The organism is Fictibacillus norfolkensis (assembly GCF_014836645.1).
GTDB classification, from domain to species: Bacteria; Bacillota; Bacilli; order Bacillales; family Fictibacillaceae; genus Fictibacillus; species Fictibacillus norfolkensis.
Window position 1 is genome coordinate 349000 of the sequence record NZ_JACSQM010000002.1, and the last position, 25491, is coordinate 374490.

At 38.0% G+C, this 25491-nt stretch carries 26 protein-coding genes; 6 read left to right on the forward strand and 20 right to left on the reverse strand.

The genetic code is table 11. The features are described from left to right. Positions 1 to 109: 109 nt before the first annotated feature. From helD to H9648_RS06170, 3 genes are all read right to left on the reverse strand, one after another. On the reverse strand, positions 110 to 2425 hold the full coding sequence (gene helD, locus H9648_RS06160) for an RNA polymerase recycling motor HelD (protein ID WP_191753011.1): 2316 nt from the start codon (positions 2423 to 2425) through the stop codon (positions 110 to 112). Between the two features lie 203 nt (positions 2426 to 2628). After that, positions 2629 to 3102 (reverse strand): DinB family protein, encoded by a 474-nt coding sequence (locus tag H9648_RS06165; protein WP_191753012.1) that lies wholly within the window; start codon positions 3100 to 3102, stop codon positions 2629 to 2631. A gap of 87 nt (positions 3103 to 3189) precedes the next feature. After that, complete coding sequence (locus H9648_RS06170; RefSeq protein WP_191753013.1) at positions 3190 to 3753, reverse strand: cysteine hydrolase family protein; 564 nt, start codon at positions 3751 to 3753, stop codon at positions 3190 to 3192. A 190-nt stretch (positions 3754 to 3943) separates the two neighbouring features. Here H9648_RS06170 and H9648_RS06175 point away from each other — a divergent pair, with 190 nt between their 5' ends. Next, positions 3944 to 5122: a NupC/NupG family nucleoside CNT transporter gene (locus tag H9648_RS06175; RefSeq protein ID WP_144702219.1), complete on the forward strand. Its 1179-nt coding sequence runs from the start codon at positions 3944 to 3946 to the stop codon at positions 5120 to 5122. Between the two features lie 104 nt (positions 5123 to 5226). Here the strand turns inward: H9648_RS06175 and H9648_RS06180 are convergent, their stop codons facing one another. The 5 genes from H9648_RS06180 to H9648_RS06200 form a co-directional block, all read right to left on the reverse strand. Continuing rightward, a complete protein-coding gene (locus tag H9648_RS06180; RefSeq protein WP_191753014.1) occupies positions 5227 to 5760 on the reverse strand; it encodes a hypothetical protein in 534 nt (177 codons plus the stop codon). 193 nt (positions 5761 to 5953) lie between these two features. Next, positions 5954 to 6442 carry a methylated-DNA--[protein]-cysteine S-methyltransferase gene (locus tag H9648_RS06185; protein WP_191753015.1) on the reverse strand — a complete coding sequence of 163 codons (489 nt, stop codon included), beginning with the start codon at positions 6440 to 6442 and terminating at the stop codon, positions 5954 to 5956. After that, positions 6435 to 7331 (reverse strand): DNA-3-methyladenine glycosylase family protein, encoded by an 897-nt coding sequence (locus H9648_RS06190; protein ID WP_191753016.1) that lies wholly within the window; start codon positions 7329 to 7331, stop codon positions 6435 to 6437. The genes H9648_RS06185 and H9648_RS06190 overlap by 8 nt, the downstream gene beginning before the upstream one ends. After that, the gene (locus H9648_RS06195; RefSeq protein ID WP_191753241.1) at positions 7318 to 7872 is read right to left on the reverse strand and encodes a bifunctional transcriptional activator/DNA repair enzyme AdaA; all 555 of its coding nucleotides are present in this window, start codon (positions 7870 to 7872) and stop codon (positions 7318 to 7320) included. Before H9648_RS06195 ends, H9648_RS06190 begins: the two co-directional genes overlap by 14 nt. Before the next feature lie 191 nt (positions 7873 to 8063). Beyond that, positions 8064 to 9281 carry an MFS transporter gene (locus tag H9648_RS06200; protein WP_191753017.1) on the reverse strand — a complete coding sequence of 406 codons (1218 nt, stop codon included), beginning with the start codon at positions 9279 to 9281 and terminating at the stop codon, positions 8064 to 8066. A gap of 187 nt (positions 9282 to 9468) precedes the next feature. Between H9648_RS06200 and H9648_RS06205 the strand changes: the two genes are divergently transcribed. Then, the gene (locus tag H9648_RS06205; RefSeq protein ID WP_191753018.1) at positions 9469 to 11562 is read left to right on the forward strand and encodes a DNA topoisomerase III; all 2094 of its coding nucleotides are present in this window, start codon (positions 9469 to 9471) and stop codon (positions 11560 to 11562) included. A gap of 100 nt (positions 11563 to 11662) precedes the next feature. On the opposite strand, the gene H9648_RS06210 is transcribed toward H9648_RS06205, so the two are convergent. After that, positions 11663 to 11800 carry a hypothetical protein gene (locus H9648_RS06210; protein WP_191753019.1) on the reverse strand — a complete coding sequence of 46 codons (138 nt, stop codon included), beginning with the start codon at positions 11798 to 11800 and terminating at the stop codon, positions 11663 to 11665. 18 nt (positions 11801 to 11818) lie between these two features. Then, a complete protein-coding gene (locus H9648_RS06215) occupies positions 11819 to 13567 on the reverse strand; it encodes an alkaline phosphatase D family protein (RefSeq protein ID WP_191753020.1) in 1749 nt (582 codons plus the stop codon). A 295-nt stretch (positions 13568 to 13862) separates the two neighbouring features. Between H9648_RS06215 and H9648_RS06220 the strand changes: the two genes are divergently transcribed. Then, positions 13863 to 14018, forward strand: coding sequence for a hypothetical protein (locus H9648_RS06220; protein WP_191753021.1), 156 nt, complete (start codon positions 13863 to 13865; stop codon positions 14016 to 14018). 58 nt (positions 14019 to 14076) lie between these two features. On the opposite strand, the gene H9648_RS06225 is transcribed toward H9648_RS06220, so the two are convergent. From H9648_RS06225 to H9648_RS06245, 5 genes are all read right to left on the reverse strand, one after another. Then, positions 14077 to 15897, reverse strand: coding sequence for a PAS domain S-box protein (locus H9648_RS06225; RefSeq protein ID WP_191753022.1), 1821 nt, complete (start codon positions 15895 to 15897; stop codon positions 14077 to 14079). Positions 15898 to 16021: 124 nt separating this feature from the next. After that, positions 16022 to 16267: a hypothetical protein gene (locus H9648_RS06230; protein WP_191753023.1), complete on the reverse strand. Its 246-nt coding sequence runs from the start codon at positions 16265 to 16267 to the stop codon at positions 16022 to 16024. Between the two features lie 165 nt (positions 16268 to 16432). Next, a complete protein-coding gene (locus H9648_RS06235) occupies positions 16433 to 16657 on the reverse strand; it encodes a hypothetical protein (protein ID WP_191753024.1) in 225 nt (74 codons plus the stop codon). A 90-nt stretch (positions 16658 to 16747) separates the two neighbouring features. After that, entirely contained in the window at positions 16748 to 18100 is a 1353-nt protein-coding gene (locus H9648_RS06240) for a hemolysin family protein (protein ID WP_191753242.1), read from the reverse strand. Between the two features lie 177 nt (positions 18101 to 18277). Beyond that, the gene (locus tag H9648_RS06245; RefSeq protein WP_191753025.1) at positions 18278 to 18586 is read right to left on the reverse strand and encodes a hypothetical protein; all 309 of its coding nucleotides are present in this window, start codon (positions 18584 to 18586) and stop codon (positions 18278 to 18280) included. 156 nt (positions 18587 to 18742) lie between these two features. Between H9648_RS06245 and H9648_RS06250 the strand changes: the two genes are divergently transcribed. Then, positions 18743 to 19393 carry a hypothetical protein gene (locus H9648_RS06250; protein WP_191753026.1) on the forward strand — a complete coding sequence of 217 codons (651 nt, stop codon included), beginning with the start codon at positions 18743 to 18745 and terminating at the stop codon, positions 19391 to 19393. A gap of 45 nt (positions 19394 to 19438) precedes the next feature. On the opposite strand, the gene H9648_RS06255 is transcribed toward H9648_RS06250, so the two are convergent. The 3 genes from H9648_RS06255 to H9648_RS06265 all read right to left on the reverse strand — a co-directional run bounded on the left by H9648_RS06255 (position 19439) and on the right by H9648_RS06265 (position 23689). Beyond that, on the reverse strand, positions 19439 to 20959 hold the full coding sequence (locus tag H9648_RS06255) for an MDR family MFS transporter (RefSeq protein ID WP_191753027.1): 1521 nt from the start codon (positions 20957 to 20959) through the stop codon (positions 19439 to 19441). Between the two features lie 237 nt (positions 20960 to 21196). Continuing rightward, on the reverse strand, positions 21197 to 22585 hold the full coding sequence (locus H9648_RS06260; RefSeq protein ID WP_191753028.1) for a hypothetical protein: 1389 nt from the start codon (positions 22583 to 22585) through the stop codon (positions 21197 to 21199). Between the two features lie 51 nt (positions 22586 to 22636). Continuing rightward, positions 22637 to 23689 (reverse strand): hypothetical protein, encoded by a 1053-nt coding sequence (locus tag H9648_RS06265; RefSeq protein ID WP_191753029.1) that lies wholly within the window; start codon positions 23687 to 23689, stop codon positions 22637 to 22639. 171 nt (positions 23690 to 23860) lie between these two features. Here H9648_RS06265 and H9648_RS06270 point away from each other — a divergent pair, with 171 nt between their 5' ends. Both H9648_RS06270 and H9648_RS06275 read left to right on the forward strand, forming a co-directional pair. Next, complete coding sequence (locus H9648_RS06270; RefSeq protein WP_191753030.1) at positions 23861 to 24307, forward strand: OsmC family protein; 447 nt, start codon at positions 23861 to 23863, stop codon at positions 24305 to 24307. A gap of 134 nt (positions 24308 to 24441) precedes the next feature. After that, positions 24442 to 24669, forward strand: a complete 228-nt coding sequence (locus H9648_RS06275) for a hypothetical protein (protein ID WP_191753031.1) — start codon at positions 24442 to 24444, stop codon at positions 24667 to 24669. Positions 24670 to 24736: 67 nt separating this feature from the next. Here the strand turns inward: H9648_RS06275 and H9648_RS06280 are convergent, their stop codons facing one another. Further along, positions 24737 to 25120, reverse strand: a complete 384-nt coding sequence (locus H9648_RS06280; RefSeq protein WP_191753032.1) for a gamma-glutamylcyclotransferase family protein — start codon at positions 25118 to 25120, stop codon at positions 24737 to 24739. 27 nt (positions 25121 to 25147) lie between these two features. After that, positions 25148 to 25408, reverse strand: coding sequence for a hypothetical protein (locus H9648_RS06285; protein WP_191753033.1), 261 nt, complete (start codon positions 25406 to 25408; stop codon positions 25148 to 25150). Between the last annotated feature and the right edge of the window lie 83 nt (positions 25409 to 25491).

Genomic DNA, 25491 nt, shown 5'->3' on the forward strand with positions numbered 1-25491 from the left:
AAGCAACAAAGTATACGAAAACAGCCTTTAGATAACAACAAAAATAAAAAAGAATTTGGGATAAGAAAAAGATCCGCTGCTTCTTTAAAGAAACAACGGATCAATACAATTACTGAACAACCTCATACAAACTCTCGGATGCTCCTTCTATAAATGGACATGGTTTTCCTGAGTAAAAAACGGTTAACTCATGCATCGCACGTGTACAAACCGTATAAAACAGTTTACGTTCTCGTTCAATTTGATAACCTGATGCATCAAATATTGTTACTGCGTCAAATTCAATTCCTTTGGCTAAGTATGATGGAATGACGATTACTCCTTTTTGAAAAGAAGCATCCTCATCAATCATAAGTCTTACCTCTATATTATCTTTAAGCTTCTCATAGACAGCCTTGCTCTCTTTAGCTGAACGGCAGATCACAGCTATTGTTTCATGGCCTTTTCTCAACCAATCTCTTATAAGATGCTTAACCTGGTTAAGATGATCTTCTTCACGTTTTACTGCTGCTATAACAGGTTTTTCACCAGAACGATTAAATGGAATAATCTCATTACTATCTTTCAAAAGACTTTTCGTAAACTCTACGATTTCTTTTGTAGAGCGATAACTTCTTTGTAGTGTAATCGTTTCAGGATTTTTCTTGTTTAATAAGTTTTTGAGCATACTGAACGTTTCATCTGACGCATGCGCGTAAATAGATTGGTTCAAGTCACCTAGTATCGTTAGATTTGCTCTAGGAAAGACCCGCTGAATGAAAGCAAACTGAAACGGTGAAAAATCTTGTGCTTCATCAATAAAAACATGACGTACTGCTGCATTCGACTGAAAACCTACTAATAATTCTTTTACATATAATAGCGGAGTGGCATCTTCATTCGCTAAATAGTTCTGTTTCAAATTAAACAACGTTTGATTGCAGATTTCGTTCCAAGTGCTCACGTCCTCAATCAATCGTTTATTTTTCTGAAACAACTTAGCATATAAGCTTTTTATATCTATAAACGAAAACCGTTCGATGCTTTCTCTAAGCGATTTAAAGGCAATTCGAGTTACATAAGCCGAAAGCACTTTTTGTTCACTTGAAAGATCATTAAATGAGTCAGCTCCATATTTATTTCGTTCCTCTAACTTCTCATACAACCTTGTGTATACATTTTTATCAAGAAGCTGTATCTCTTTTTCAACCCATGGTTTCTTGCGTTCTCTTCGTTCTATTTTCTTCAGCTCTTCTAAAATCCAAGCCACCGTCTTTTTCATTCGATAAGGAAGGGTTTCTTTCTGATCGAGAGAATAGAAGTATTCACTGATCTGTTTAGCACGAATCACAATGCGGTCTCGAAATCTCACATTCAAAAATTGTATACCCGATGTACTTAACTGCTCAGCATAGCGATGGATCGCTTCTAGAAATTCAACAGAGGCTTTAAACTGTATCGCTTCTACACGCTTTGAATCTCCTTGTTCAGATAAAAGCTCTTCCATCTGTTCAAAAGGCGTTTCTATCGAGTAGTCTCCTCCTAAGTGATGGTCCACATAAGCTTGAAACGTTGTTTGTTCCATGTTCTCCTCGCCCAGTTCTGGCAATACGTTGGCTACATAGCTGTTGAACATATTGTTGGGCGAAAATAATACAACATGGTGCGACTGAATGGTTTCTCGATCTCGGTACAACAGAAAGGCTACTCGCTGAAGAGCCGCTGATGTCTTCCCGCATCCTGCTGCACCTTGAACAACAAGTAAATCACTTGCTGTATTTCGTATGATAGCATTTTGTTCTTTTTGAATTGTCGCCACAATGCTTTTCATTTGTGTATTCGCTTGGTTGCCTAATACGTGCTGTAACAATTCGTCCCCGATCGCTTCTCCCGTATCAAACATTCCTGTTATATGAGCATTCTTAATCATAAATTGTCGTTTTAGCTTTAACTCTCCTTCAATGGTACCACTCGGTGCACGAAAATCAGCTCCGCCAAGAGAGTGATCATAATACAGACTCGATATCGGCGCACGCCAATCATGAACAAGGAACGTACTTGAAGGTTCATCGTAATAGGAGGCTATTCCAATATAAACTTGTTCTGTTTCCTCTTCACCGTCTTCTTTAAAATCAATTCGACCAAAGTAAGGGGAGCTTTTTAATTTTTCATAAGTTTTAAGTCGAGCTTCTGCAGACGTGTGACTTCTTTCAATCTCAGATAATAACTCTGACTGCTGCTTGATGCTAGCTGCCGTTTCAATTGCATCGTCGGCATCTTCTAAGTTAACTGTCACATCAGACCAAAAATTCTTTCTGATTTGAACAACATCTGCCTTCTTTCCTCCGAGATGATCTTGAAGTTTATCTGTTGCATCAGAAAGTTTATGAATTACTTGATCTACACGCTTTTGTTCATTTCGTTGTTCCTGATCCCATGTTGTCATCCGATTTCCCCCTACAAAAAAATTAATTAGTTAATCGTTGACACACGTTCCTATTTTATCGTATAATATAATTAGGGACAATTATAAATAAAAATAATGAGTTAGTGCGTCTTTTCTATAATAGCATATTTCTGTACATAAAGTACATATATAAAAACAGTGAAAACCTTATTTAAGGGCTTCACTGTTTTTTGTATTTACAACTAAGCTTGTTTAGCTGTTTGATTTTCGATAATTCTTTTTATCGCATGCATTTGTCCAAGGTGATAAGTTTCGTGAAAAACAGTGAAATTTACAAGCTCACCAAAAGTAGTTAAATTGAATACTGGTTTCTCCAGTTTTTCAAACAAGCGTTCTTCTGGCATCTCTTTTACACGTACTAACTGTTCTTCTAACTGCTGTTTGAGTTCTTTAAGTGTAGGAACCTCACCTTTCCAATCTGCAGGACTTGTTCCTCTATTAAATAGGTCAACATAGCGCGTTGGTAGATTAGCAGAATGTTCCGGGAACCCAAACATGAAGTATTCCGCAGTCGTGAGGACGTGTCCAATGTGCCAGCGGATGTTATTATTGAACCCATCAGGTTGAATATCTGCTGCTGACTCATCCATTCCATCCAATTGCTTAAGGAAGAAGCTTCTCGCTAGTTCAAAGTTTTGAATTGTTAATTGATTCATAATAAACCTCCTCAGATTTTGCTCTTTCATCATTCATCATACGTGTACAATCGTTTCAAGACAAACGTTATGCTAAAGCGCTAAAATCTATTCTGATCGATAGTTATCGTGAATGGGTGCAAATAGATCTTCATCCGTTTTACGCACAACTGAAAAATGGTCGACATTATAATGACCATGCAAAACTTTATTGTGATGGCTTACGATCTGTTCTGCTTTTAACACTTCTGAATCTGAAGTAGAGTGACCATCTCCAACAAGGGTAACATCGAAGCCAGAGACAGTTGCGAATCGTACAGCAGTATCGATGCAATGTTCTGTTTTGCAACCCATAATAACGAGATGACCAATTTTCTCCTCTTTTAGATAGCTTAATAAAGCTGTGTTATAAAAGGCATTCGTTGCCTGCTTATCAAAAACTTGAGCACCCTCTGGAACATTAATTGCAGAGTGAACCTCAAAACCTGCTCCCTTTCCCTCAGAAACATCTACGTCTCTAACAAAAACAAGGGCAGCTTTTGCTTGCTTCGCTTTTTCAATAACAACATTTATGTTTTGAAGCAATCCTACTTTGTTATAAACCGCCTGCTCACTCGCATTCCCCTCAATCAGTTCTTGCTGTGCATCAATGACCAATAAAGCATGTTTCAAATTATCCGCTCCTTTTTCGTTTATCACTTAAATACTTCTTTTAAAAGTACAAAAATCCTTGCCACTCAAATATTTATTTCAATAACTGGTTATTACTAACAAAGAAGGAATTTTTTATAGTTGCGAAAAACGGGAAATTATCTAATAATAGTAAGGTTCAACAAGTGAGTTATTTAGGAGGAAAAGAAAAATGAAGTACATCATCTTTCTGGCTGGAGTGGCAGCGGTTTTCTTGTTAGCCTTTCTTGTCAGTAATGATCGCAAAAAGATCAAATACAAGCCGATCCTAGTTATGCTTGGACTACAGCTTATCCTTACATACTTTCTATTAAATACAGGCGTTGGCCTTGTCATTATAAAAGGTATCTCTAAACTGTTTGAGAAGTTGTTAAGCTACGCAGGTGCTGGGGTTGAATTCGTGTTCGGCGGCTTGGCGAACGAAGCTGCGATGCCCTTTTTCTTAACTGTATTATTGCCGATTGTATTTATTTCTGTATTGATCGGGATCGCACAGCACTTCAGAATCCTTCCATTCATCATCAAATGGATCGGTTTTGCGCTTAGTAAAGTGAACGGCTTAGGAAGACTCGAGTCTTACAACGCTGTGGCTTCTGCTGTTTTTGGACAATCAGAAGTATTTATCTCTGTAAAAAAATTATTAGGTCATCTACCAAAGCATCGCCTATATACGCTTTGTACTTCTGCCATGTCAACTGTATCCGCTTCTATCCTTGGAGCATACATGGCTATGATCGATCCAAAATACGTTGTAACAGCACTCGTACTCAACTTATTTGGCGGATTCATCATCGCAAACATCATCAATCCTTATGAAGTTACTGAAGATGATGACATCATCGAAATTGAAGAAGAAAAACAAACCTTTTTCGAGATGCTTGGTGAGTACATCATGGACGGCTTTAAGGTTGCTGTGATCGTCGGTGCCATGCTTCTTGGATTCGTAGCTTTAATCGCGTTAATCAACGATGTGTTTGATATGATTTTTGGAATTACGTTCCAAACGATGCTCGGGTATGTTTTTGCTCCAGTAGCGTTCTTAGTTGGTATCCCTTGGGCAGAAGCAGTTTCTGCAGGTACAATCATGGCAACCAAACTTGTTTCGAATGAATTCGTAGCTATGATTGATCTAGCAAAATACGCGAAAGACATGTCTGATCGAACGATTGGGATCGTTTCTGTCTTCCTTGTTTCATTCGCCAATTTCTCTTCTATCGGTATCATTACTGGTGCTGTTAAAGGTCTACACGAAGAACAAGGTAATACAGTTGCTCGCTTTGGATTAAAACTTCTATACGGTGCAACATTAGTAAGTATCTTATCTGCCGCAATTGCGGGTTTGTTTCTATAAATATAAAAACAAGGAACCGAGGTTCCTTGTTTTTTTTATTTTCTCGGTGGCAGAACCTTGTAAAAAAAAACTGCTGTCTTTTAGGGACAGCAGTTCAATAATTTTTATAATTCACTCGCAAATTTGCCTGGAATCATTTTTAAATCTTCATGTACTGTATTTAACTTCTCTTCAAATGCTGTAAATAATTCATCAGCTTCAGTTGCTTTTGCTTCATCTTCTAAGCCAGCTACACGAGCTTCATAAGACTTTTTAAGTTCTTCAAGCGATGCTTTTACAGATTCTTGGTGTTCTTTTGTTAGATCTGATGGTACTTCAATAGAAGGAATCTCTGCAACTGCTTTTTCACCACTTGCTTTAGCATCTGCTTTTAATTTATCAAGCTCTGCTTGTGGAAGAGCTTCTTCCCCTTCTTTTTCTAGACCTGCAGCATATGCGTTGAATGGTGCATGGTAGCCACGAAGTTGGTTTACAAGCTCACCTTCAAAATTAAGGAGTGTGATTTTTTCCGCATTTCCATCTTCTTTCTTTTCTGCAACAGCTGGCTTAGCCTCTTCTTTTGGTTTTTCTTCTTCCTTGCTGCAACCTACGCTAAGCGCAAGAACAGCAGCCGCTGTTACCGCTAAAAACTTTTTCATCAAAAAAGCCCCCTATATATATTTCTATTTTTTGGAACTTTCTCATTTTAATACTTTTTCTTACTATTGTAAATTAAAATGTATCCGTTTTCTTATAAATCGATAAAAATAATCCTGAAGCCTTAATATGATTGAATTATCTAACTATTCTATAAATTCGTTCTGTATTTATTTTAATATAAAAGTTATATTTCTATACTAATCGTGTTTCTTTAACCGTTTTCTCATGATGTAATAGCCATTCTTTTCTCCATAAGCCTCCCGCATAGCCTGTTAAGCTCCCGCTGGAGCCTATAATTCTATGACAAGGAACCACAATACTTAACTTGTTCTTTCCATTGGCATTCCCGACCGCCCGAACCGCTTTTTCTTTTTGAAGCGTGATGGCAATATCTCGATAAGAGGCGGTTTCTGCGAACGGAATACCAACTAGTGAATTCCAGACTGTGTGTTGAAAAGGAGTACCGCTATATTGGAATGGAAACGTAAAAGTTTGCCTTACACCTTGAAAGTATTCTATAAGTTGATCGCGGCAATCTAGTAGAACAGCAGGGATATCATGTTGATTTTCTATCGCCCCCTCACTTTCTACGAAAAGGATGGACTGAACAACGTCATCGTTTCCTAAAATTTCGATAACGCCTATAGGAGAATCTATCTCTAATTTATAGTGCTTACTCATATAATGACCTCCATAAATAAAAAGTGGCGTATGCTTCCCATCCACTCCAATTTTCTGCTTGTTTCTTTAATTCTTTTACCGTTGGTTTTTGCTGCGATCCCAACTGTTTCATCACGGCATTTTGAAGCCCTACGTCAGCAACTGGAAAAGCATCGGTCTTTAGTAAACATTTCATCAACACATAATCTGCTGTCCAAGGTCCAATTCCTCTTAATGACACAAGATGTCGAGCTGGATCTTCAGATGATCTTAATACATCTTTTGATAGACGACCTTCAACTATTTCTTTTGCAACACCAATCACATATTCAGCTTTTCGCGTTGTGAATTGGAGTTTTCTTAAATTCTCAATCTGAAGACTTGCTATGATTTCAGGAGATGGGTATACCCAATAAACCTTGTCATGAAGCACCCGTTTCTTCCCATAGCTCTCGACCAAACTCTGCTTCAGAGTATAGGCAAATGTTAAGTTGATCTGCTGTCCCATGATTGCCCAAGTCAATGCTTCAAATAGGTCAGGAATTCCGATCATTCGCAAACCAAAATATTGTTTTACGAGCGGCTGTAATAGACTATCTTCTGAAACAGCATCATAAAATAAGGAAAGATCTTGATTTAGATCAAACCAATTCTCAATAAATTCAACGATTTTTCCCTTATTTAAAGGCTCTCTATCTGGAAATTCTATTACGAGTACGTGAACTCTGTAACTGATCTTGATCAAGATCAGTTCAGCATTCACCATTATTAACTTATAAATATGTTTATCATGTATGTGGTGAAGAACTTCTTGTGGTGATCTCTCAAGAAACACAAGACATTCGCTATAGGAAAATTCCGCTGGCAACTCTATCTTCAATGATCCATCTAATTCTTCAGTCCATCTCATGATTCGTAACCTTAGCTTCTCTGGACTTTCGGTAGTCACTTGGTGAGCAATTCTTATACGCACGAAACTTTTTATAAAAGTTAGAAGGACTCTGAAATCCTGATTCATAGCATATCTCAAGACTGGTTTTTGAAGTGTTACTTAACAGATAAGCCGCTTTATCTATTCGAATGTTCTCCACATATTCTCTAGGCGTAACATTCAATTCTTCTTTAAATAATCGTTCAAGATAAAATGGACTCACTCCAGAATGTTCAGCTACATCTTGTAGAAGAATTCTTTTTTGATGATTATTTACTAAGAAACTTGTAGCTTTTCTAATCAGATTTATTTGTGGACAATGTTCGATCTCCGGCTGACATCTTTTACAAGCTCGATAGCCTGCCTCCTCACATTGTGCGATAAAGTCATAAAAGATTACATTTTGCTTTTTAGGTTTTCGTGAACGACAGGATGGACGGCAGAAGATCTTAGTTGTTTTTACTGCTGTATAAAAAAGGCCGTCATAGGACCTGTTACATTCCATGATCTTATCCCACATCTCGTCAAACGACATTTGTATTGTACCCACAGACCACACCTCCATCTATCATCTTTTCATTATTTTAACCATTTTAACTGAGCAAATCGTCCTCAATCTTGCTGTTATGGTCCTATAACTTAAACGATATCAACCCAGAACCAAAGTATGAAAAAAGAGTGACGATTAGCCACTCTCATTCGAACCCGTATTTATTTAATTGCTGCCATTCTATCATTCTTATTTGATCCACTCTTAGTCTTATATTGATAATAGATGACAAACGCAATCAAGAACGATGTGATACCAAATCCTATGACCATTTTATGAAATCCAATCGTGTCTAGGAACAATCCTGTTAGCAGCATCAAAACCTGGAAGATAATATTATCAACCATCCCTTTTATAGAGAAAAACCTGCCGTGATAATCTGACGGGACATCCGTCTGGAAAATGGTAGTGACGACAGGAAACAGCGTTCCTGCAGCAAGACCAAATAATCCGAAAGAAAGAACCGACATGATTGGATGATCTGCTAAAAACAAAGATGTATGTGCAGCAGCGATAATGAACGTAATAGCGAACATATAGCTTAACTTCGGATTATCTCTAAAGAATTTCTTCGATAAGAACGTTCCAATGAATACACAAACGCCTTCAGTCGTATAAAGAATTCCTTTTATGCCCGCATTATCCTGCAACTCACTGATTTCAATAACCATCAAGTTAAATCCAGATAAAAATAAGTAAGCTGGAATCAATAAAAAGATTCCATACACAACTTTACGTTCGTTCTTTATAATGGGATACAATTCCCCAAGCGTTCTGAAGAAATTATCCTTTCTACCTGAGGAATCTGCTTTCTTAGGCTGTTCCTCCACATCTAAAAAGAAAGTAGATATAAGAAGGATCACATATGAAATTAGAGTGACCGTATACAAAGAAAATAGTGACATACCAACCAGCATCACGCCTCCTAGTGCAGTCCCTACGATTCTTGATGCCGTAAAGATGTTCATGTTGACACCATTGGCATCTAGAAGTTCTTCTTTCTTAACGATTAACGGAAGCATCGTTTGCATGGCAGGCTGAGAGAACGTACCGGAAATACCGATAACAAGCGTATAAACGACCATCCACCAAACATTGTTATAAGCGATTGCCAAATACATAAAGAAGATAGCTGCACATCGAGCAAACCCAGCATAGATCAATATCTTTTTCTTATTGCTGCGATCAATGATTCGACCGGCCATCGGTGCAAGAAAAATTCCTACTAGAAATCCAGCCAAAATGATTAAAGCCTGCAAAAAAGAGGATTCAACATTCATCTGCAAAAATTCAAGATTCCCAATAATCCCTACCCATAGACCTGTGCTAGATACAGCAAGTCCAAACATCAAAATTAAAAAATTCCGGTTTCTCCACATGTTCCCTTTCTCCCCTCAGCCATACCGAAACTACTGTAATGATAAAATATATATATTTCACAAAATAAAATAGACTCACTATTCAGTATACATCATTTAAAATGTTTCAGAAAAATAATCCGTCATTTTTAGCTTATTTTTTGTCTCTGTTATAATGACAAGAGTAGAAGTTTGAAAGGGGTAAACTATGAAACAATTAATCCTTGCCGAAAAGCCGAGCGTTGCACGCGATCTTGCTCGTGTCCTTGGCTGTAAGCAACAAAATAAGAGTTATATTGAAGGACCTAAACACATCGTTACTTGGGCACTCGGTCATTTAGTTGAATTAAAAATGCCAGAAGACTACGACAAACAGTATAAACAATGGCGCTTGGAAGACCTTCCGATCATTCCAAACCATATAGGACTAAAAGTGATCAGACAAGTTAGTCACCAATTTCGTGCGATTGATCAACTTTCTAAACGCAAAGATATCAGTGAGCTTGTAATCGCAACAGATGCTGGGCGTGAAGGCGAACTTGTCGCTCGCTGGATCATGGAAAAAGTGAGATGGCAAAAACCAGTAAAGCGTTTATGGATTTCATCTCAAACAGACAAAGCCATTCGAGATGGATTCAATCAACTCAAACCTGCTAAACAATATGACAATCTTTATCAATCTGCGGTTTGCCGCTCTGAGGCAGACTGGTTGATCGGACTGAACGTGACTCGTGCACTAACAACGAAATACAACGATCCGCTATCTGCTGGTCGCGTTCAGACACCGACACTTGCGATGATCCTGGATCGCGAGCAAGAGATTAACGCTTTCCAGCCAAAAGACTTTTGGACGATTGATGCGACGATCGGTCTGTTAAAAGCATCATGGGAACATAACGGAGAGAAGCGTCTATTTGAGGAGAAGAAAGCAACAGCCATCGTTGCAAAAGTAAAAGAGCAGCAAGCCACAGTGGCTTCACTTCAGAAGAAAGAAAAAACAGAAGCGCATCCGATGCCTTATGATCTTACTGAGTTACAGCGTGATGCCAATCGTCGTTTCGGTTTCTCTGCTAAGAAGACCTCTTCAGTACTACAAAAACTTTATGAACAATACAAGCTTGTTACGTATCCAAGAACAGATTCCCGCTACTTAACGAAGGATATGGAAAATACGATGTATGACCGACTTCAAGGGATGTCTTCAGGATATCGTGAAGAAGTGCAACCTCTGTTAAAACAAAAAGGAAACGTAGTAGCAAAGAAAGTGTTTAACGATTCAAAAGTAACGGATCACCATGCGATCATCCCGACAGATGAACCATTGCACTTAGGTGATCTCGATAATGATGAACGTAAATTATATGACTTGATTGCACGCCGCTTCTTGGCTCTTTTCTATCCAGCTTATCGATCGGAAACGTTGACCGCTACATTAAACGTTGCGGGTGAAACATTTATAGCCCGTGAAACGCTAGTGCTTGATCCAGGATTTAAAGTATTGTCTGGTAAAGATGAAGAAAGCCCGCGCGCACTCGCGAATTTAAAAGAAGGGCAATCGCTATCTGTTAAAGATGTAAACGCGGATAAGAAGTTAACCGAACCTCCTTCACGTTTTACAGAGGCAGATCTATTATCTCGTATGGAGAAGTATAGTTTGGGAACTCCAGCTACTAGGGCTGAAATTATAGAAAGGCTGTTAGGTTCTGAAGTTCTTGATCGAAGAAACAATAAGCTGCACCCCACGCCAAAAGGAAAACAGTTAATCGATCTTGTGAACGATGAGCTGAAGTCACCTGAACTGACGGCTAAATGGGAGCAAGAACTTGAAGCAATCGCACGCGGGAAAGGAAATCCGAAAGAGTTTTTAGCCAACATCCGAAAACAGACGAAACAGCTTGTAATGGAAATCAAAACAAGCTCTCAGGAATATCGTGCGCATAACCTCACAGGATCCAAATGTCCTGATTGCGGAAAATTATTGAAAGAAGTTAAAGGACGCGACGGCAAAGTTCTTGTGTGCTCTGATCGTGAATGTTCATATCGACGCCGTAAAGATCCTAAGCTATCGAACCGCCGCTGTCCGCAGTGTCACAAAAAGATGGAACTGCATAACGGAAAGGCAGGCACTTATTTTCAGTGTAAACCATGTAATGTGGTGGAAAAAGCAGAGGATAAGAAAAAGAAAGTTACGAAGCGAGAAGAACGGCAGCTTCTCAAAAAATACAGTAATAACAAAGAAGATGAAGGCTTTGGAAACAGTCTAGCAGATGCTCTAAAAGCAGCGATGAAAGATAAAAAATAGATAAAAAGCTAACTTCTGAGACTAAAAAACTAGCATGGCATTGCTGTTTTGACTCATGAAGTTAGCTTTCTTTAGTTAGAGGAAATTGTATTTGTACGCTTCAAACGTTGATCTGTCCGATTGCATGACGAATCTGTCCGATTGGAGTGTTAATCTGTCCGATTGAACGGGTAATCTGTCCAATCCCAAAGTAGCTCTTCCTACTCAACCTTATATGCGGCAGAAGCTTCTTCGTCATAACCGCATCTACCTAAATTTATTGCCCAGCTTCTACACCGGTTTTCTTCATCTGCTTCTCATGTGCTTTACCATGAGCACGGTTTCGGTCTTCTTCTACTTCACGAGATACTTTAACTCCTTCAGCAACAGCCGCTGCCCCAACCTGCTGAAGACCATTCTGATCTTTTTGATAGACAAATGAAGCACGCGTCGAGATAGCAGCACCTGGTGAAGTTACAAACGGAACGACTTTATAATCTGTTCGCCATTCCTCAGGTGTAACGGTGCATTTCACATATCCACGATAATCGTTGAAGAACTTAATATGAGCATTCAACCCTAATATCTTATCAGTATCAGAACGTTTATCAGCACCATTTCCGCCAGATGTGATGGATGTACCAACAAATTCAGCTCCAAATACATTAGATGATGAATCATTGTAATCCGCTTTTAGATCGCACGCCCAGCTTGCATGTACATCGCCCGTCAGTACAATAATATTATTTAAATTCTTTGATTGTATAAAATTTGTGATACGTTCACGTGATGCCGTGTACCCGTCCCATGCATCCATACTCAGCCTAGGCGCCTCAGCCGTCCCATAGTTTCTCTGTGCAAAAAATACTTGCTGAGCAAGAACATTCCAATGTGCTTTAGAGTTTCCTAAGTTCCGAAGCAACCATCGTTCTTGTTCTATACCTGTTAAAGTTCGATTTGGATCTTGAGATTCAGGGGTAGGTGGTTTACTTCCGTCTCCGTTGGCTTGATCATCACGATATTGTCGTGTATCCATAACGTTGAACATTGCCAAGTTTCCATAAGTGAAGTCTCGATAGAGCAGCATGTCAGCTCCGTGTGGTAAGGAAGATCGGCGAAGTGGCATGTGCTCATAATACGCTTGATAACCTGCAGCACGGCGCTTTACAAACGCTTCAACCGACTGTCCTTTTTCGGGAATCATGTTTGCATAGTTGTTCTCTACTTCATGATCATCCCACGTTACGATCCAAGGGAATGCTGCATGAGCTGCCTTTAAATTACCATCTGAACGATATTGAGCATGTCTGTTTCGATAGTCTTCAAGTGTCATAATCTCTGGACCGCTATGGGTTCTAACATTGCCAGATGGTGATACATATTCATTAGGTCCATACTCATATATGTAGTCGCCAAGATGAACAACAAAATCTAACTCTTCTTCTGACATATGCTGATAGGCTGTAAAGAAACCATGTTCATATTGCTGACAAGATGCAAATGCAAAAGTCATACTTTTCACATTCGCACCTTTTCTAGGGAGAGTCTTCGTTTTTCCAACCGGGCTGAATTCATATCCGCTTTTGAATCGGTAAAAGTATACATGGTTCGGCTTAAGTCCTTCTACTTCAACATGTACAGAATGCGCCAGATTAGGACGCGCTAGCTCCGTGCCCTTTTGCACAATCTTTTTGAATCGTTCATCTTCTGCGATCTCCCATTTAACAGGTACAGCCTGATTAGGCATTCCTCCGCCATTCAATGGATCTGGTGCTAATCTTGTCCATAAAACAACGCCGTCTGCTAACGGGTCACCTGATGCTACACCTAATGTGAACGGATAATTTCTAAATTTTGGTGCCGCGTTCACTTCGTAGCTCCCTAGCGACTGAGCAATTGTAAGCCCCAGTGAAATTCCTGCAATTTTTCCGGCACCCGAGAGAAAAGTTCTGCGATTCAGTTTGTTTTTTTTTAAGCTGTCTTCTGTAAGCTTCTTAACCCATTCATCCATCGGTCTTTCATCCATGCTTGATGCAACCCCTTTTAAATGAATTTAGTACACCGTTCATTATAGAGAGGAAATGTTAAGAAACTATTTTTTTATGTAAACGTATAAATGGCTACACATAGGAACAACTTACTAATCTTATTAATTGAAATTAAAAGACGAACTGGTGCACTAGTTATTAATCACAATTCGCAACATACCTTATGCTTCTTATGTCCTGTTCTTCTTTATTAAATCTTTACTTCATAAACATAATTAATCGTATTAGTGTGAAAAGTATTTATCTTGATTAAAAGGAATAGGTGATGGCAAAATGGCACTCAGACGGAGAAAGAAAAAGAAGTACAACAATGAAACATACACATGGCTAGACTTTATTATTGATCTTGTATTGGTTATTCCTGAACTTATCATCTGGCTGATTCGACTACTTGGAAGAAGTGTTTTTAGGCTGTTTGACGGAATTTAAAAAGACTGAACTCTCATTCCGAGTTCAGTCTTTTCCATTCAGAACTTTAATCTCTAAGTTATTCCGTTTTTCGTAAAGTGATAGAAACGGTTGTTCCTTTACCAGGGTAACTTTCTACTTTTAAATGTCCTTTATGCTCTGTAATAATTTTATTACTAACCGTTAGCCCTAGACCAATTCCTTTTTCCTTATTGGTAAAGAAAGGAACGCCAATGCTCTTTAACCTTTCTTCTTCAATTCCAATCCCATTATCTACAAAGATGAGTTTAATTTTCTGATCAGTCGTTTCTTCAATGGCTATCGTGAGAATTCCACCATCATTCATAGCTTCGATCGCATTTTTAATCACATTGATGAAAACTTGTTTAATCTGGTTCTTTTCACAAGAGACAAAGAGATCCTTCTCTTTGAATAATAGGCGAATTTCTACATTGTACAAATTAGCTTCAGACGTTAGTAACATTACAGTGTCTTGCAGAAGCTGAATAATGTTCACGTTCTTCATATATTGAGTAGCGTCTGGTTTTGCTAATGCCATAAACTCATTCACGATGAATTCAATCCGATGAAGTTCCTCACAGATTACTTCATTATATAAATAGAGTTTGTTTTGATCGATCTCACTATTTTTCATTAAAGAAAACAATCCTTTAATGGATGTGAGTGGATTTCTGATCTCATGAGCAACACCTGCTGCTAGTTCTCCCAATACGGCAAGTTTTTCACTATTTCGTATATACTCATCTGCTTTTTTCTTTTCTGTAATATCTCGAGAGATAAATACGAGACCTTCTATGTCCCCTTCATCAGACACCATCGGCATGCCTTTACCCTCTAATAAAACAGGATGACCTGAAGCATGTATCTTGCGATAAACAAGAGGAAGCGGATTTTCCAATGCGGCAACTAATTTAATATATTTCTCTACACTCTCATGATCCTCCAAATGAACACAATTCAGAGCGCTTGTACCGAGGAGTGAGCTTGGTTCGATTCCTAAAACATTTTTATATGATCGTGAGGCGTATAAATAGTTTCCATTCATGTCAACTGAGCAGATTAAATCGTTGCTATGATCCAAGATAATCTTATGTTTGAATTCATTCTTTCTCAAGGCAGCTTCTGCTTCTTTTCTCTTTGTAATATCTCGAGATGCAACAATCGCAGAGAGGTTGTCTTTATGACTGATAGGGGTCCCTTTAGACTCTAGCCAAATATAACTCCCATCTTTTTTCAAGTATCTATATTCAATCGTAAGAGGTATTTCCTTCATGATCATTCGAGTAAATTCTTGAATCACTCGGTCTCTATCTTCCGGATGAACAAGGTTAAATGGAGTGGTACCTATCGCTTCACTTTGAGTATAACCAGTTACCCAAAAATAGGAAGGTGTCAAATAGGTGAAGATTCCATCACCACTAACAATTCCAATAATATCTATCATATTTTCAGTTATAAGCTTTAAATGATCAAGCGTTTCTTTCTTTTCAAGATGCTGCTGTGTTAAATTGCGAATGATAATTTGTGTGGCGTGTGATGAAAACATCAGGGGAAATCCGATGACTTCTAATTGAATAAGATTACCCTTTTGTGTGATCCATGTTTGTTCACTTGGCTTAGGGGCAATACCTTTGTCGCATGTTTGAATCCTTTCCTCCACTAAATTATGCAACTCATTCGGGAGGTTGTTCCATATCGGCTGACCGATGATATCTTCTTCTGCTTCTAATATCTTTCTTGCTGCTGGATTTACATATACCCAAGTTCGATCTTTCTGGATAAGAAAAGGTGTTTCAGAATGTTCAAATTGATTGGCGTATGTTCTCATTTGATTAATGAAAAGGCTGTCTCCTAATACTTGACCATCTGAAGTTTCCATACCCACCCTCCATTAAAAACGTTAATCAAAACGTTTCGTTCATGATTACCTAAATTATAAACACATGTCCTTTTGCAAATAAAGATATTTTTTCAAAAATATTCTTACTACTTAATTGTTTTTCTTAATTAATGATGGATAGTTGTTTTTGATCATAGATGAATTTTGTTTCATAAAAAGTATGAAAGGCATGTTTCAAAGCAGTTTTTCGATCCGGAGCTGTATGAGAGGACATGATAATATGTTCTTGCTTGTAATAAAGCATACTTATCACTACAGTTGTTTTGTTGGTATAGAAAAAAATATCAACATCTAATATTTCACTGCCTGTTATCAAACGGATAAAGCGATATTGCGGCGTTCTTACCATTTCCCTCAGCCCCCTTTTAATCTTCCATCCCTTTTTACTTTTGTATTAAAAGTTTAGTTATTTAAATAGTAAATAATCACTATAAATTTGTCAATATATTCTGTCAATTTAAGTCGATTTCCTGGGAAATTAGAATGATAAAGAAAAAAGACGGGAAATCCCGTCTTAATTTCTGTTAGGTGGCTTTTCATTATCAGGCGAAGTCTGTCCACCAGCTCCTGTAGAGTCTCTATCTTTAATCACATTAGTCGTGTTATGTTCTGAGGATGGGGATATGGAAACTAATCTAAAATCTGTTCCAGAAAGTTGTTCTTCCAACAATTTTTCAATATTTTGCGATGCTTGGATTGTTGTCTCATCGTATTCTAATTGAATAGTAATAGATTTCAAATGAATCTCCTCCTTTACCTTCATTTGTTCCCTGCATCATAAAAAATAAACAAGAAAAGAGACCATCTGTTAGGGATGGTCTCTTAAAACTTAAGCTTCTTTTTCAACTAAGTTGTGTTCTAATTCTTGGGATGAAGAAGACGTTACTTCATCCTGATTAAGTCTTTTCGTAATTTCGATTTTTTTAACTTGATGTCCATCAATTTCAATCACTTTGAAATCATATTCATCATACGATATGACCTGATTTTCTTGTATCTCTGAGTTTTGTGAAAGAACCCAGCCACCAATAGTATCAAGTTCACTATCATCAATTTCAAGTCCATAAATGTCGTTCACTTCTGCGATCAATACTTTACCGTCAAAGTGCTTAACATTTGGACTGACTGCATGAATCATTGGTGATTCATCTTCATCAAATTCATCACGTATTTCCCCAACAAGCTCTTCCAAAATATCTTCAATGGTAACAATACCTGCTGTTCCACCATATTCATCAACTAATACAGCCATATGAAATCCTTTTTTCTGAAGCTTTAATAGTGTTTCCTTAATCGGTGTATTTTCAAATACGCTCAATGTTGGTCTAATGTAATGTTCAAGAGGGTATTCTTTTCCTTTAATCAGGTCAAAAAATACTTCTTTCGCATTCACCATACCAAGAACATTATCTTTATCTTCCCCTACAACAGGGTAACGTGTATATTTTTCTTCTGCAATTATATTAATATTTTCTGCAACGGTATTGTCTTCATAAAGACAAACCATTTCAGTGCGAGGGACCATGATCTCTTTTGCAGTTCTGTCGTCAAATTCGAATACCTTTTCTACATAACTGAACTCAGATTTGTTGATTTCACCACTTTTGTAGCTCTCACTTAAGATTAGACGAAGTTCTTCTTCAGTATGTGCCATTTCATGTTCTGAAGCTGGTTTTAGACCAAACATTCTTACTAGAAGCTGAGCACTTCCGTTTAAGAACCAAATGAATGGATACATAACTCTATAGAATCCGATCAATGCAGGTGATAACAATAAGCTGATTGTTTCAGCTTTTTGAATAGCTACTGTTTTTGGTGCAAGCTCACCAAGAACAACGTGTAAAAAAGTAATGGATGCAAAAGCAATTGCAAATGATAATGTATGAACAATCGCCGGGCTTAAATCCATTTTTTCAAATACTGGACCGAGAATTGCTTCTACCGTAGGCTCACCTAACCAACCTAATCCTAATGCTGTAATTGTAATACCTAACTGACAGGCAGAGAGTGATCCATCAAGGTTTGAAATAACCTTTTGTGCTGCAATCGCTCGTTTGTTGCCTTCTTCAGCTAATTGGTCAATTCTTGATTTACGAATCTTAACAATCGCAAATTCTGCTGCTACGAAAAAAGCGGTTAGTAGAATAAGTACGGCTACTGCAAGTAATTTCAATAAGGTCAAACTGTCCAAAAAGACTCCTTATACCCCAAGTTACTGGAATATAAGTTGTCACCTCCTAAGTGTTATAAATTTTTTTATAATCAAGAAAAAGTATATCATATAATTGAAGAACTTACTTAATAAAACAACTTACTTGTATTTTACATTTACTTTTCTAATCCTTAAAACTCGTTTACATTATTCTGAAATTTCTACAGTATCTAAGTCTTCCTCCTTTTTCAACACAAGTTTATTCTCTTTTTCATCATAATAATAAATCTTCATTCCATGCCCTGAATCAGTTTCTTCAAAGTTGGAGTACAGTCCAAAATACCCGTTACCTAATGGGACAAGATTATTTTCTGAATTCGTTGTAATAGTAGGATACTCTTCATTCTCTGCGCTACCACTATTACTGATAGACCCGATTACAAATAATAACAAGATTCCTAATACAATCAATGTCCTACGAATGCAGCGCAATTCAGAAGCTGTATCTGAATACATAAAATCACTCCGTTTTTTATATTCTCTTCTTGTTAATTATCACATAATAACAAAGAAAAATGATACTAAATATGGGAGACTTACCCATTTTAAAGTGGTATTCTATAAATGGTAAAACACTGTTATAGGATGCAGCAAAGAAAGGATGAACATCAAATGGATTTTGTACTGGATCATAAATGGGTGTTTCTCATTCTGGCCGAGACCGTATTTTGGGTTTCCACCTTATCTTTTTTAGTGGTACGTTATTGGTTCAATCTAAAGAAATTAAGCATTGCATTCTTCATTCTCTTTCTCTTAAATGACCTATGGATTGCTGCGATGGGATATTTTGATTATTTAAGAACAGGAGAATTCTCCTCCTATCAAATTATTATTCTTGTCGTGATCGCTTATGCATTTTTGTATGGAAAGAGTGATTTTCAAAAATTAGATCGCTTTATACAGCGAAAGGTCGCCAAATGGCGTGGCTTGCCTGAGTCCGAACTGCTCGATTCAAAACCACTTTATGGGATGCAACATGCGAAGCAAGAAAGACAAAATCTTTATAAGCACATTCTTTTATTCATCACCATACAAGGTGTTTTTTGGCTGGTATTTGGACTTTCAGATGCCATATCAACTATACAATTAGACTCCCTGTGGAAAGATTGGTATGACACAACAAAGACAGATCTATTCTACAAAAACGATACTGTTAATAATGTCACACGTATTTGGACCCTGATACTTGCGATTGATGTAGTCGTATCGTTGTCTTATACGGTTGCTCCAAAAAAAGAAAAGAAAGCAACGCGTGCCGCTTAAACTAAAAGAGCTTGGGATATTATCATCCCAAGCTCTTTTATAATATTATTTTGATTTTATATTTTGTTTCGATGTCTCTACCCGTTCATTCCCCATAAACAATATGACTACAGCTGAAATTACGATTGGAATCAATGCATAAGTGAAAACAGTCGTAATAGACGCAGACATTGAAGCTGTTATTCCATCTAAGACTTCAGGAGGTATTTTAGATCGTTCTCCTGCCTGAAATATTTTTTGCGGGTCAATCTCTTTAAATGCCGCAGCACCTTGCCCTGCAAAGCCTTTTAGATTCTCACTTATATTCTCGTAAAAAATCCGATTTTGAAGTGCACCAAAAATGGTTACACCAAGTGTCATACCTAATGACCGCAAAAATGCATTTGTAGAGTTGGCTGAACCTCTATAACGAAACTCCATCTTATTGATCGTTGCTGCCGGTAATAGAGAGAACGAGAAGCCCATACCAAATCCAACAATCACCATAAAAAAGGTAAGCATCATTCTAGACGTATCCGGTGTCATTCCACTCAGCATATACATGCCGGTGAAATAAGAAATTACGGATACAATCATGAGGTTACGGAAGCTGGTTTTGGTTTGAAAAATACCACCGATCATACTTCCAGCAACAGAACCTAACATCATTGGTGTAAGAATTAAGCCTGCACTTGTTGCAGAACCTCCATAAACCGCTTGAACGAAAATAGGAATAAACACGGCGAGTATAATGAATGTTCCACCGTATAGAAAACCTAGAATCTGTGAAGTAGCAAAAAGTCTCTTCTTAAACATCCAAAATGAAATAATCGGTTCGGATGCTTTTTGTTCTACAGCAAAGAACACAATAAAAAAGACAGTAAATATCGTAAACAAAGCTACGATCTGCGTAGAATCCCATGCATACGTCTTGCCACCAAGTTCAAGAGCAAACATCAGACTAACAACTGCGATCACAAGTGTGATGGCACCCCACCAGTCGATCTTTTGCTCGCGATGTTCCAGTGTTTCTTTATAATAACGGAAGATCAAGTAAAAGGAAGCTGCACCAATAGGAACGTTAATATAGAACACCCAATGCCAGCTGATCGCATCAGTAATGAATGCTCCAAGTAAAGGTCCGAGAACACTTGAAGTTCCGAAGACCGCCCCAAGAAGCCCAGTCATCTTCCCTCTCTTTTCTGGAGGGAAAATATCAAAAACAATCGTAAAGGCAATAGGCATCAGTGCTCCCCCACCAATACCTTGAATCGCTCTAAACGCTATCAGCTGCTCCATACTTTGAGCAAGACCGCAAAGGGCTGAACCGATAAGGAAAACGACAAGTCCAAAAATGAAAAATCGTTTTCTGCCATACATATCGGACAACTTACCGTAAATAGGCATCCCGGCCATTACGGCGACCATGTATGAGCCTGTAACCCAAACGAATTTATCAAACCCTCCAAGGTCCGCAACAATCGTACCCATCGCCGTTGCTACAATGGTATTATCCATCGCGGCCATTAGAATACCTAGCAACAACCCGGCTACGACTAACTTTAGATTTGTTTCTTTATGTACCATATCGCCATCTCCTAATCTAACACCCTCATGTATACTTAATAAACTTAAGTATACATGAGGGACTGTCCCCCAACAATTTATTTCCTTCGCTAATTCTCTCCATTTAATTAGGGTGTTTTCTACAGATCAACCTATAAAAATAGTTAAATTACTAATTTAATAAATTATACTCACCTCTTATTCCTATTCTTTCACATAGAAAAAGAGACAGCACGTCTGCCGTCTCTTTTTATCCTATTAAAGTTCTAAGATAGAATCTTCACTATCTTGTCCTTCATACATTGCATCTAGCATTAAGCCTGTCCAAAGATTTAGATTTAACCCACGGTCTTCATCATCGCCTTCAAGTCCAAGTTCAAGACCCGTATCTAATGAAGAGTGTAGAGAAGAACGATCTTCATCTTCATCAAACGAGCTCATTAAGTCTGCCATGATTGAAGTATTTAACTTAAGAGAAGTATTTTCAAGCTCATCTTCAGAAGACAGAGAAAGTGTTGTATCCGTGTTAAGCATTGAGCTTAAAGAAGAACGATCTTCTTCGTCTTCAGACATAATAGCCGCCATCACGTCCGTTCCTAGATTTACATTCGCACTTGACTCTTCGTCTTCCTCAGTTGCTTCTACTCCAGCCCATAGACCAGCTTCAGCCATTAAAGAAGAGTTATTCTCTTCGTCTTCAGAAGTTACGTTCGCCATCACATCTGTGCCTAGATCTACTTTTGCACTCGACTCTTCGTCTTCCTCAGTTGCTTCTACTCCTGCCCATAGACCAGCATCAGTCATTAAAGAAGAGTTATTCTCTTCATCTTCAGAAGTTACGTTCGCCATCACATCTGTACCTAGATCTACTTTCGCGCTTGACTCTTCGTCTTCCTCAGTTGCTTCTACTCCTGCCCATAGACCAGTATCAGCCATCACAGAAGAGTTATCTTCTTCATCTTCAGAAGTTACGTTCGCCATTACATCTGTGCCTACTTCTACTTTCGCACTTGACTCTTCGTCTTCTTCAGTTGCTTCTACTCCTGCAGTTACATCTGCATTCAAAGCAGCCTCTGTATTTGATTCTCTTTCATCTTGAGCTTCAACAGCTGCTTGAACATCTGCTCCCGCATTTAGAGAAGTAGAATCTTTGTTATCTGCTTCATTAGAACGTACTTCCGCTTCAACGTTTGTATCTGCGTTTACAGACGCTTTACTTTCATCATTAGAAGAACTTTTAACTGTAGTATCAGTTCCGACTGCCGCATTTGCTTTAGCAGCATCGTTATGATCTTCAGTTTTTGATTCCGCTTCAACTCCAGCATTTACAGCAGTACCTACTTGAGCTTTTTCATCTTCTTCACCCGAAGCCTCAGCATTTACATTTGCACCAACGTTTGTTTTTACGCTATTGTGGTTCGAATCATCATCTGAACTCTCTAATTCGATGCCCGTTACAGTACCTAAATCAAGGTTAAGATTAGACTCTTCATCTTTATCAGAAAGCTGAATGTTACTGAACAACCCTGTTCCGATTTTAAGACTCGATGATCCTTCATCTGCAAATGTTTCACTTCCTCCAAAGAATAACCCCGCCGCAGCAGCACCTGTAATCGCAAATGTTCTAATAAAGTTTGATCTTTTCATTGTCATTTCTCTCCTTCTTCTTCTTAATTTTTTTGTTTTACCAAATTTGAATTAGAAGAAGAAAGATTGTGGTGGTTGCCCAGGTGGAGCATTTAGCCATTGATCATAATAGTGTCGAACTCCCTCACCAAGTCGACTTCCTGTTTCAAGCTGTGTATCACTCTGTCCACCATCTAGAATAGCCAAGAACGTAACAGTGCTTGAAGAAGTCATCGGTCCATTGGATGAACCTGAGGGAGATTGTCCACCTTGTGATGATGGAGTTAGCATTTGTGTTTGAGTTGCCTTTTGAGTTACCGGATAATCCGGACTTGTTTTTTGCCGTACAGGTTTCTGGGTTTCTTGAACCCTGCTCTTTTTAAGTACTTCTCCACTCGAACTCGTACTAACGGGATTCTCTATGTCTTTTCCTAAAATTTCCTTTTTCGTCACAACAACCGGTTTTTTGGTTATCGCACCTTTCGTTTCATTAACATTAATCGTTTCAATAGTATTCGGTCTGTTCTCCACTACAGGTTCAGTTACTGGTGTTGGGGTAGGAGATAGTTCTGGTTTTGCCTCGACCACTTCCTCAACTTTCGGCTTAGTAGTAACAATCTCTGAAACGACTGGAAGATTCACCTCTATTTGAGGTTTTTCCGGTGTAACAGGGACCGTAACGTTCACCTCCTGATCTAACACATCGACTTTTATTGAAGGTTTATCAGAAAGGTTAACATCTACGATATGTTTAGAACTTTTTAGCTTTTCTGTCGGAACTGCTTCTTTTACCGTATCGACTGTATTCGTTACCGTTTTGACCGCTTCATCTACAGGCTTTACGGTCTCGGTTACTTCGTTAACCGTTTGATCCACCCTGTCGACAGCACGAGTTGTGTCTTTAACAATATTTGTAACTGTGTTAAGAGTAGGTCTCACAACCTCATCAGAAACTGAATGATCTTTAGTAGAAATATTCACCTTGTCTGGAACACTTTCAACGATCTCAGCTGTTTCTTTTGTAAGACTAGTTACCGGAGAAAGAATCCCTCCGCTATCCGCCGATACGATCGCGGGAATACTCATCCCAGCTGCGAATACTACTAATTGTACAAATCGTTTCACCTGGTTATCACCTCCTTCTGTAAGTGTTTTCAAATAGCTAACGGAGGTAAATTTGATTTGGATCACTAAAAAACAAAAAAATTACATTTTGTACACTTTAAACAGGAAATGTGACGTAAAGGCTCACTTGCTTTACACTTAAAGGAGTAAGAAGTTGAGGTGATTTTAAATATGGCACAACATGTTTTTTATCTAAATGCCCATTGGCCAGGTGGAAGAAATGCTACCGGAACGATAGAAACGCAGAATTTAAAGACTAAGGTATCAATACCTCCAGAGATGGATGGACCAGGAATTGGGACGAATCCCGATGAGATGTTGCTTGGGGCGGCGGCAACTTGCTATATCATCACACTCGCTGCCATGATAGAACGAAGTAAGATTGATAAGATAAATTTAACGATGGAGTCAGAAGGATATGTCGATGTTACAAACGGAGTGATTACGTATCAGAAAATCATCCATCGACCGGTCGTCACGATCAAACATGACCAGTCAAAAGATATTTCGACACTTCTTCAAAAACTCGCCATTAAAGCTGAGCATTCGTGCATGATTTCACGCGCATTGAAAGGTAATGTCGAAATAGAGGCGATTTTGTCAATAAAAAAAGGATGAATTTAGAAGAACGGGCCTTTCGTTATCTGTACTTACAAATTTACTTATGTTAGCATAAATATTAAGGAAGGAAACTAATATTATTATTTGGGTTCCTAACAAGTTCCCCCATAATAGAAAGGGGACGATGTATCATGAACCAACAAGAAGTGAAAAACATACTCTTAAATTTACAGAACAGGCAGTATATTGAATCCGATATTACGCACACTTTTAGTGAAAACAACTCAGCTGTTTTTTCTGTTAAGTATTTAAAAAATGATCAAACGTTCGAAGTGATTCAGATTGAAACAAACTCCCTTCAGCGGTTTAATAACGTCGACTCAGCTGTTCATTGTATCAATACCTTGATTGCTAAATAGAGAAAAATTTTCTCCTAATGAAAGAGGTCAACCATATAAATGGTGACCTCTTTTTTTGTTAATGTTACTAATTAACATATCTGATCCAATCATTTTCAACAATCGATACAAAATGATCTTTTATGTTTCTCATCACATACATGATAGCTTCTTCTTTACCACTTGTAGTGTGTACCATCACAGTGATGCGCTCATATAAATTATCAGCTCTGTTTTCTACAAAATCTTCAAGCTCGTCTAATCGTTTTAGTTCCTCCGTAGTTACTTCATATAACTCACCTGTTACCCATTTATCTTTTTCAAGAATTAACGCTGGGTAACCCCAACCCGTATCGTATAGTTGTCCCTCGGCGTAGCAACTATGATCTATGTATTTTGCATTCTCCAAATAGTGGGCATTATCTCCCTCTTTTCGAAGCGTCCCGTAAACAAACACTAGTTGTTTTTTCATAAACTCACCTTCTTTTTCATACAAGCATTACCCTTTTGAAAAAAAGACAGCCCAGACCAGTAAACTTAAAAATAGAATTCCCGCTATAGCAGAAAGAGTCAATGCGATTAATATCGTCCAACCTAATCCTTTTCGGTTTGTTAAAATCAGAAAAATACTTAACGTGAAAAGACTAAAAACAAAACCTAGTATGGCCCACAGCCAGCGATCTTTATTATATAGCGGAGCTTGAACAAACAAATAATAAGCGATAGCAATCTGTATTAAAGGAACGTATAAGATCTCCAAATTTTCTCATCCCCTCTCATAATTTTCTTTCCTCAATAAATGTATCATTTTTCTTCAAATAAAAAAGCTTTCAACCACTCCTT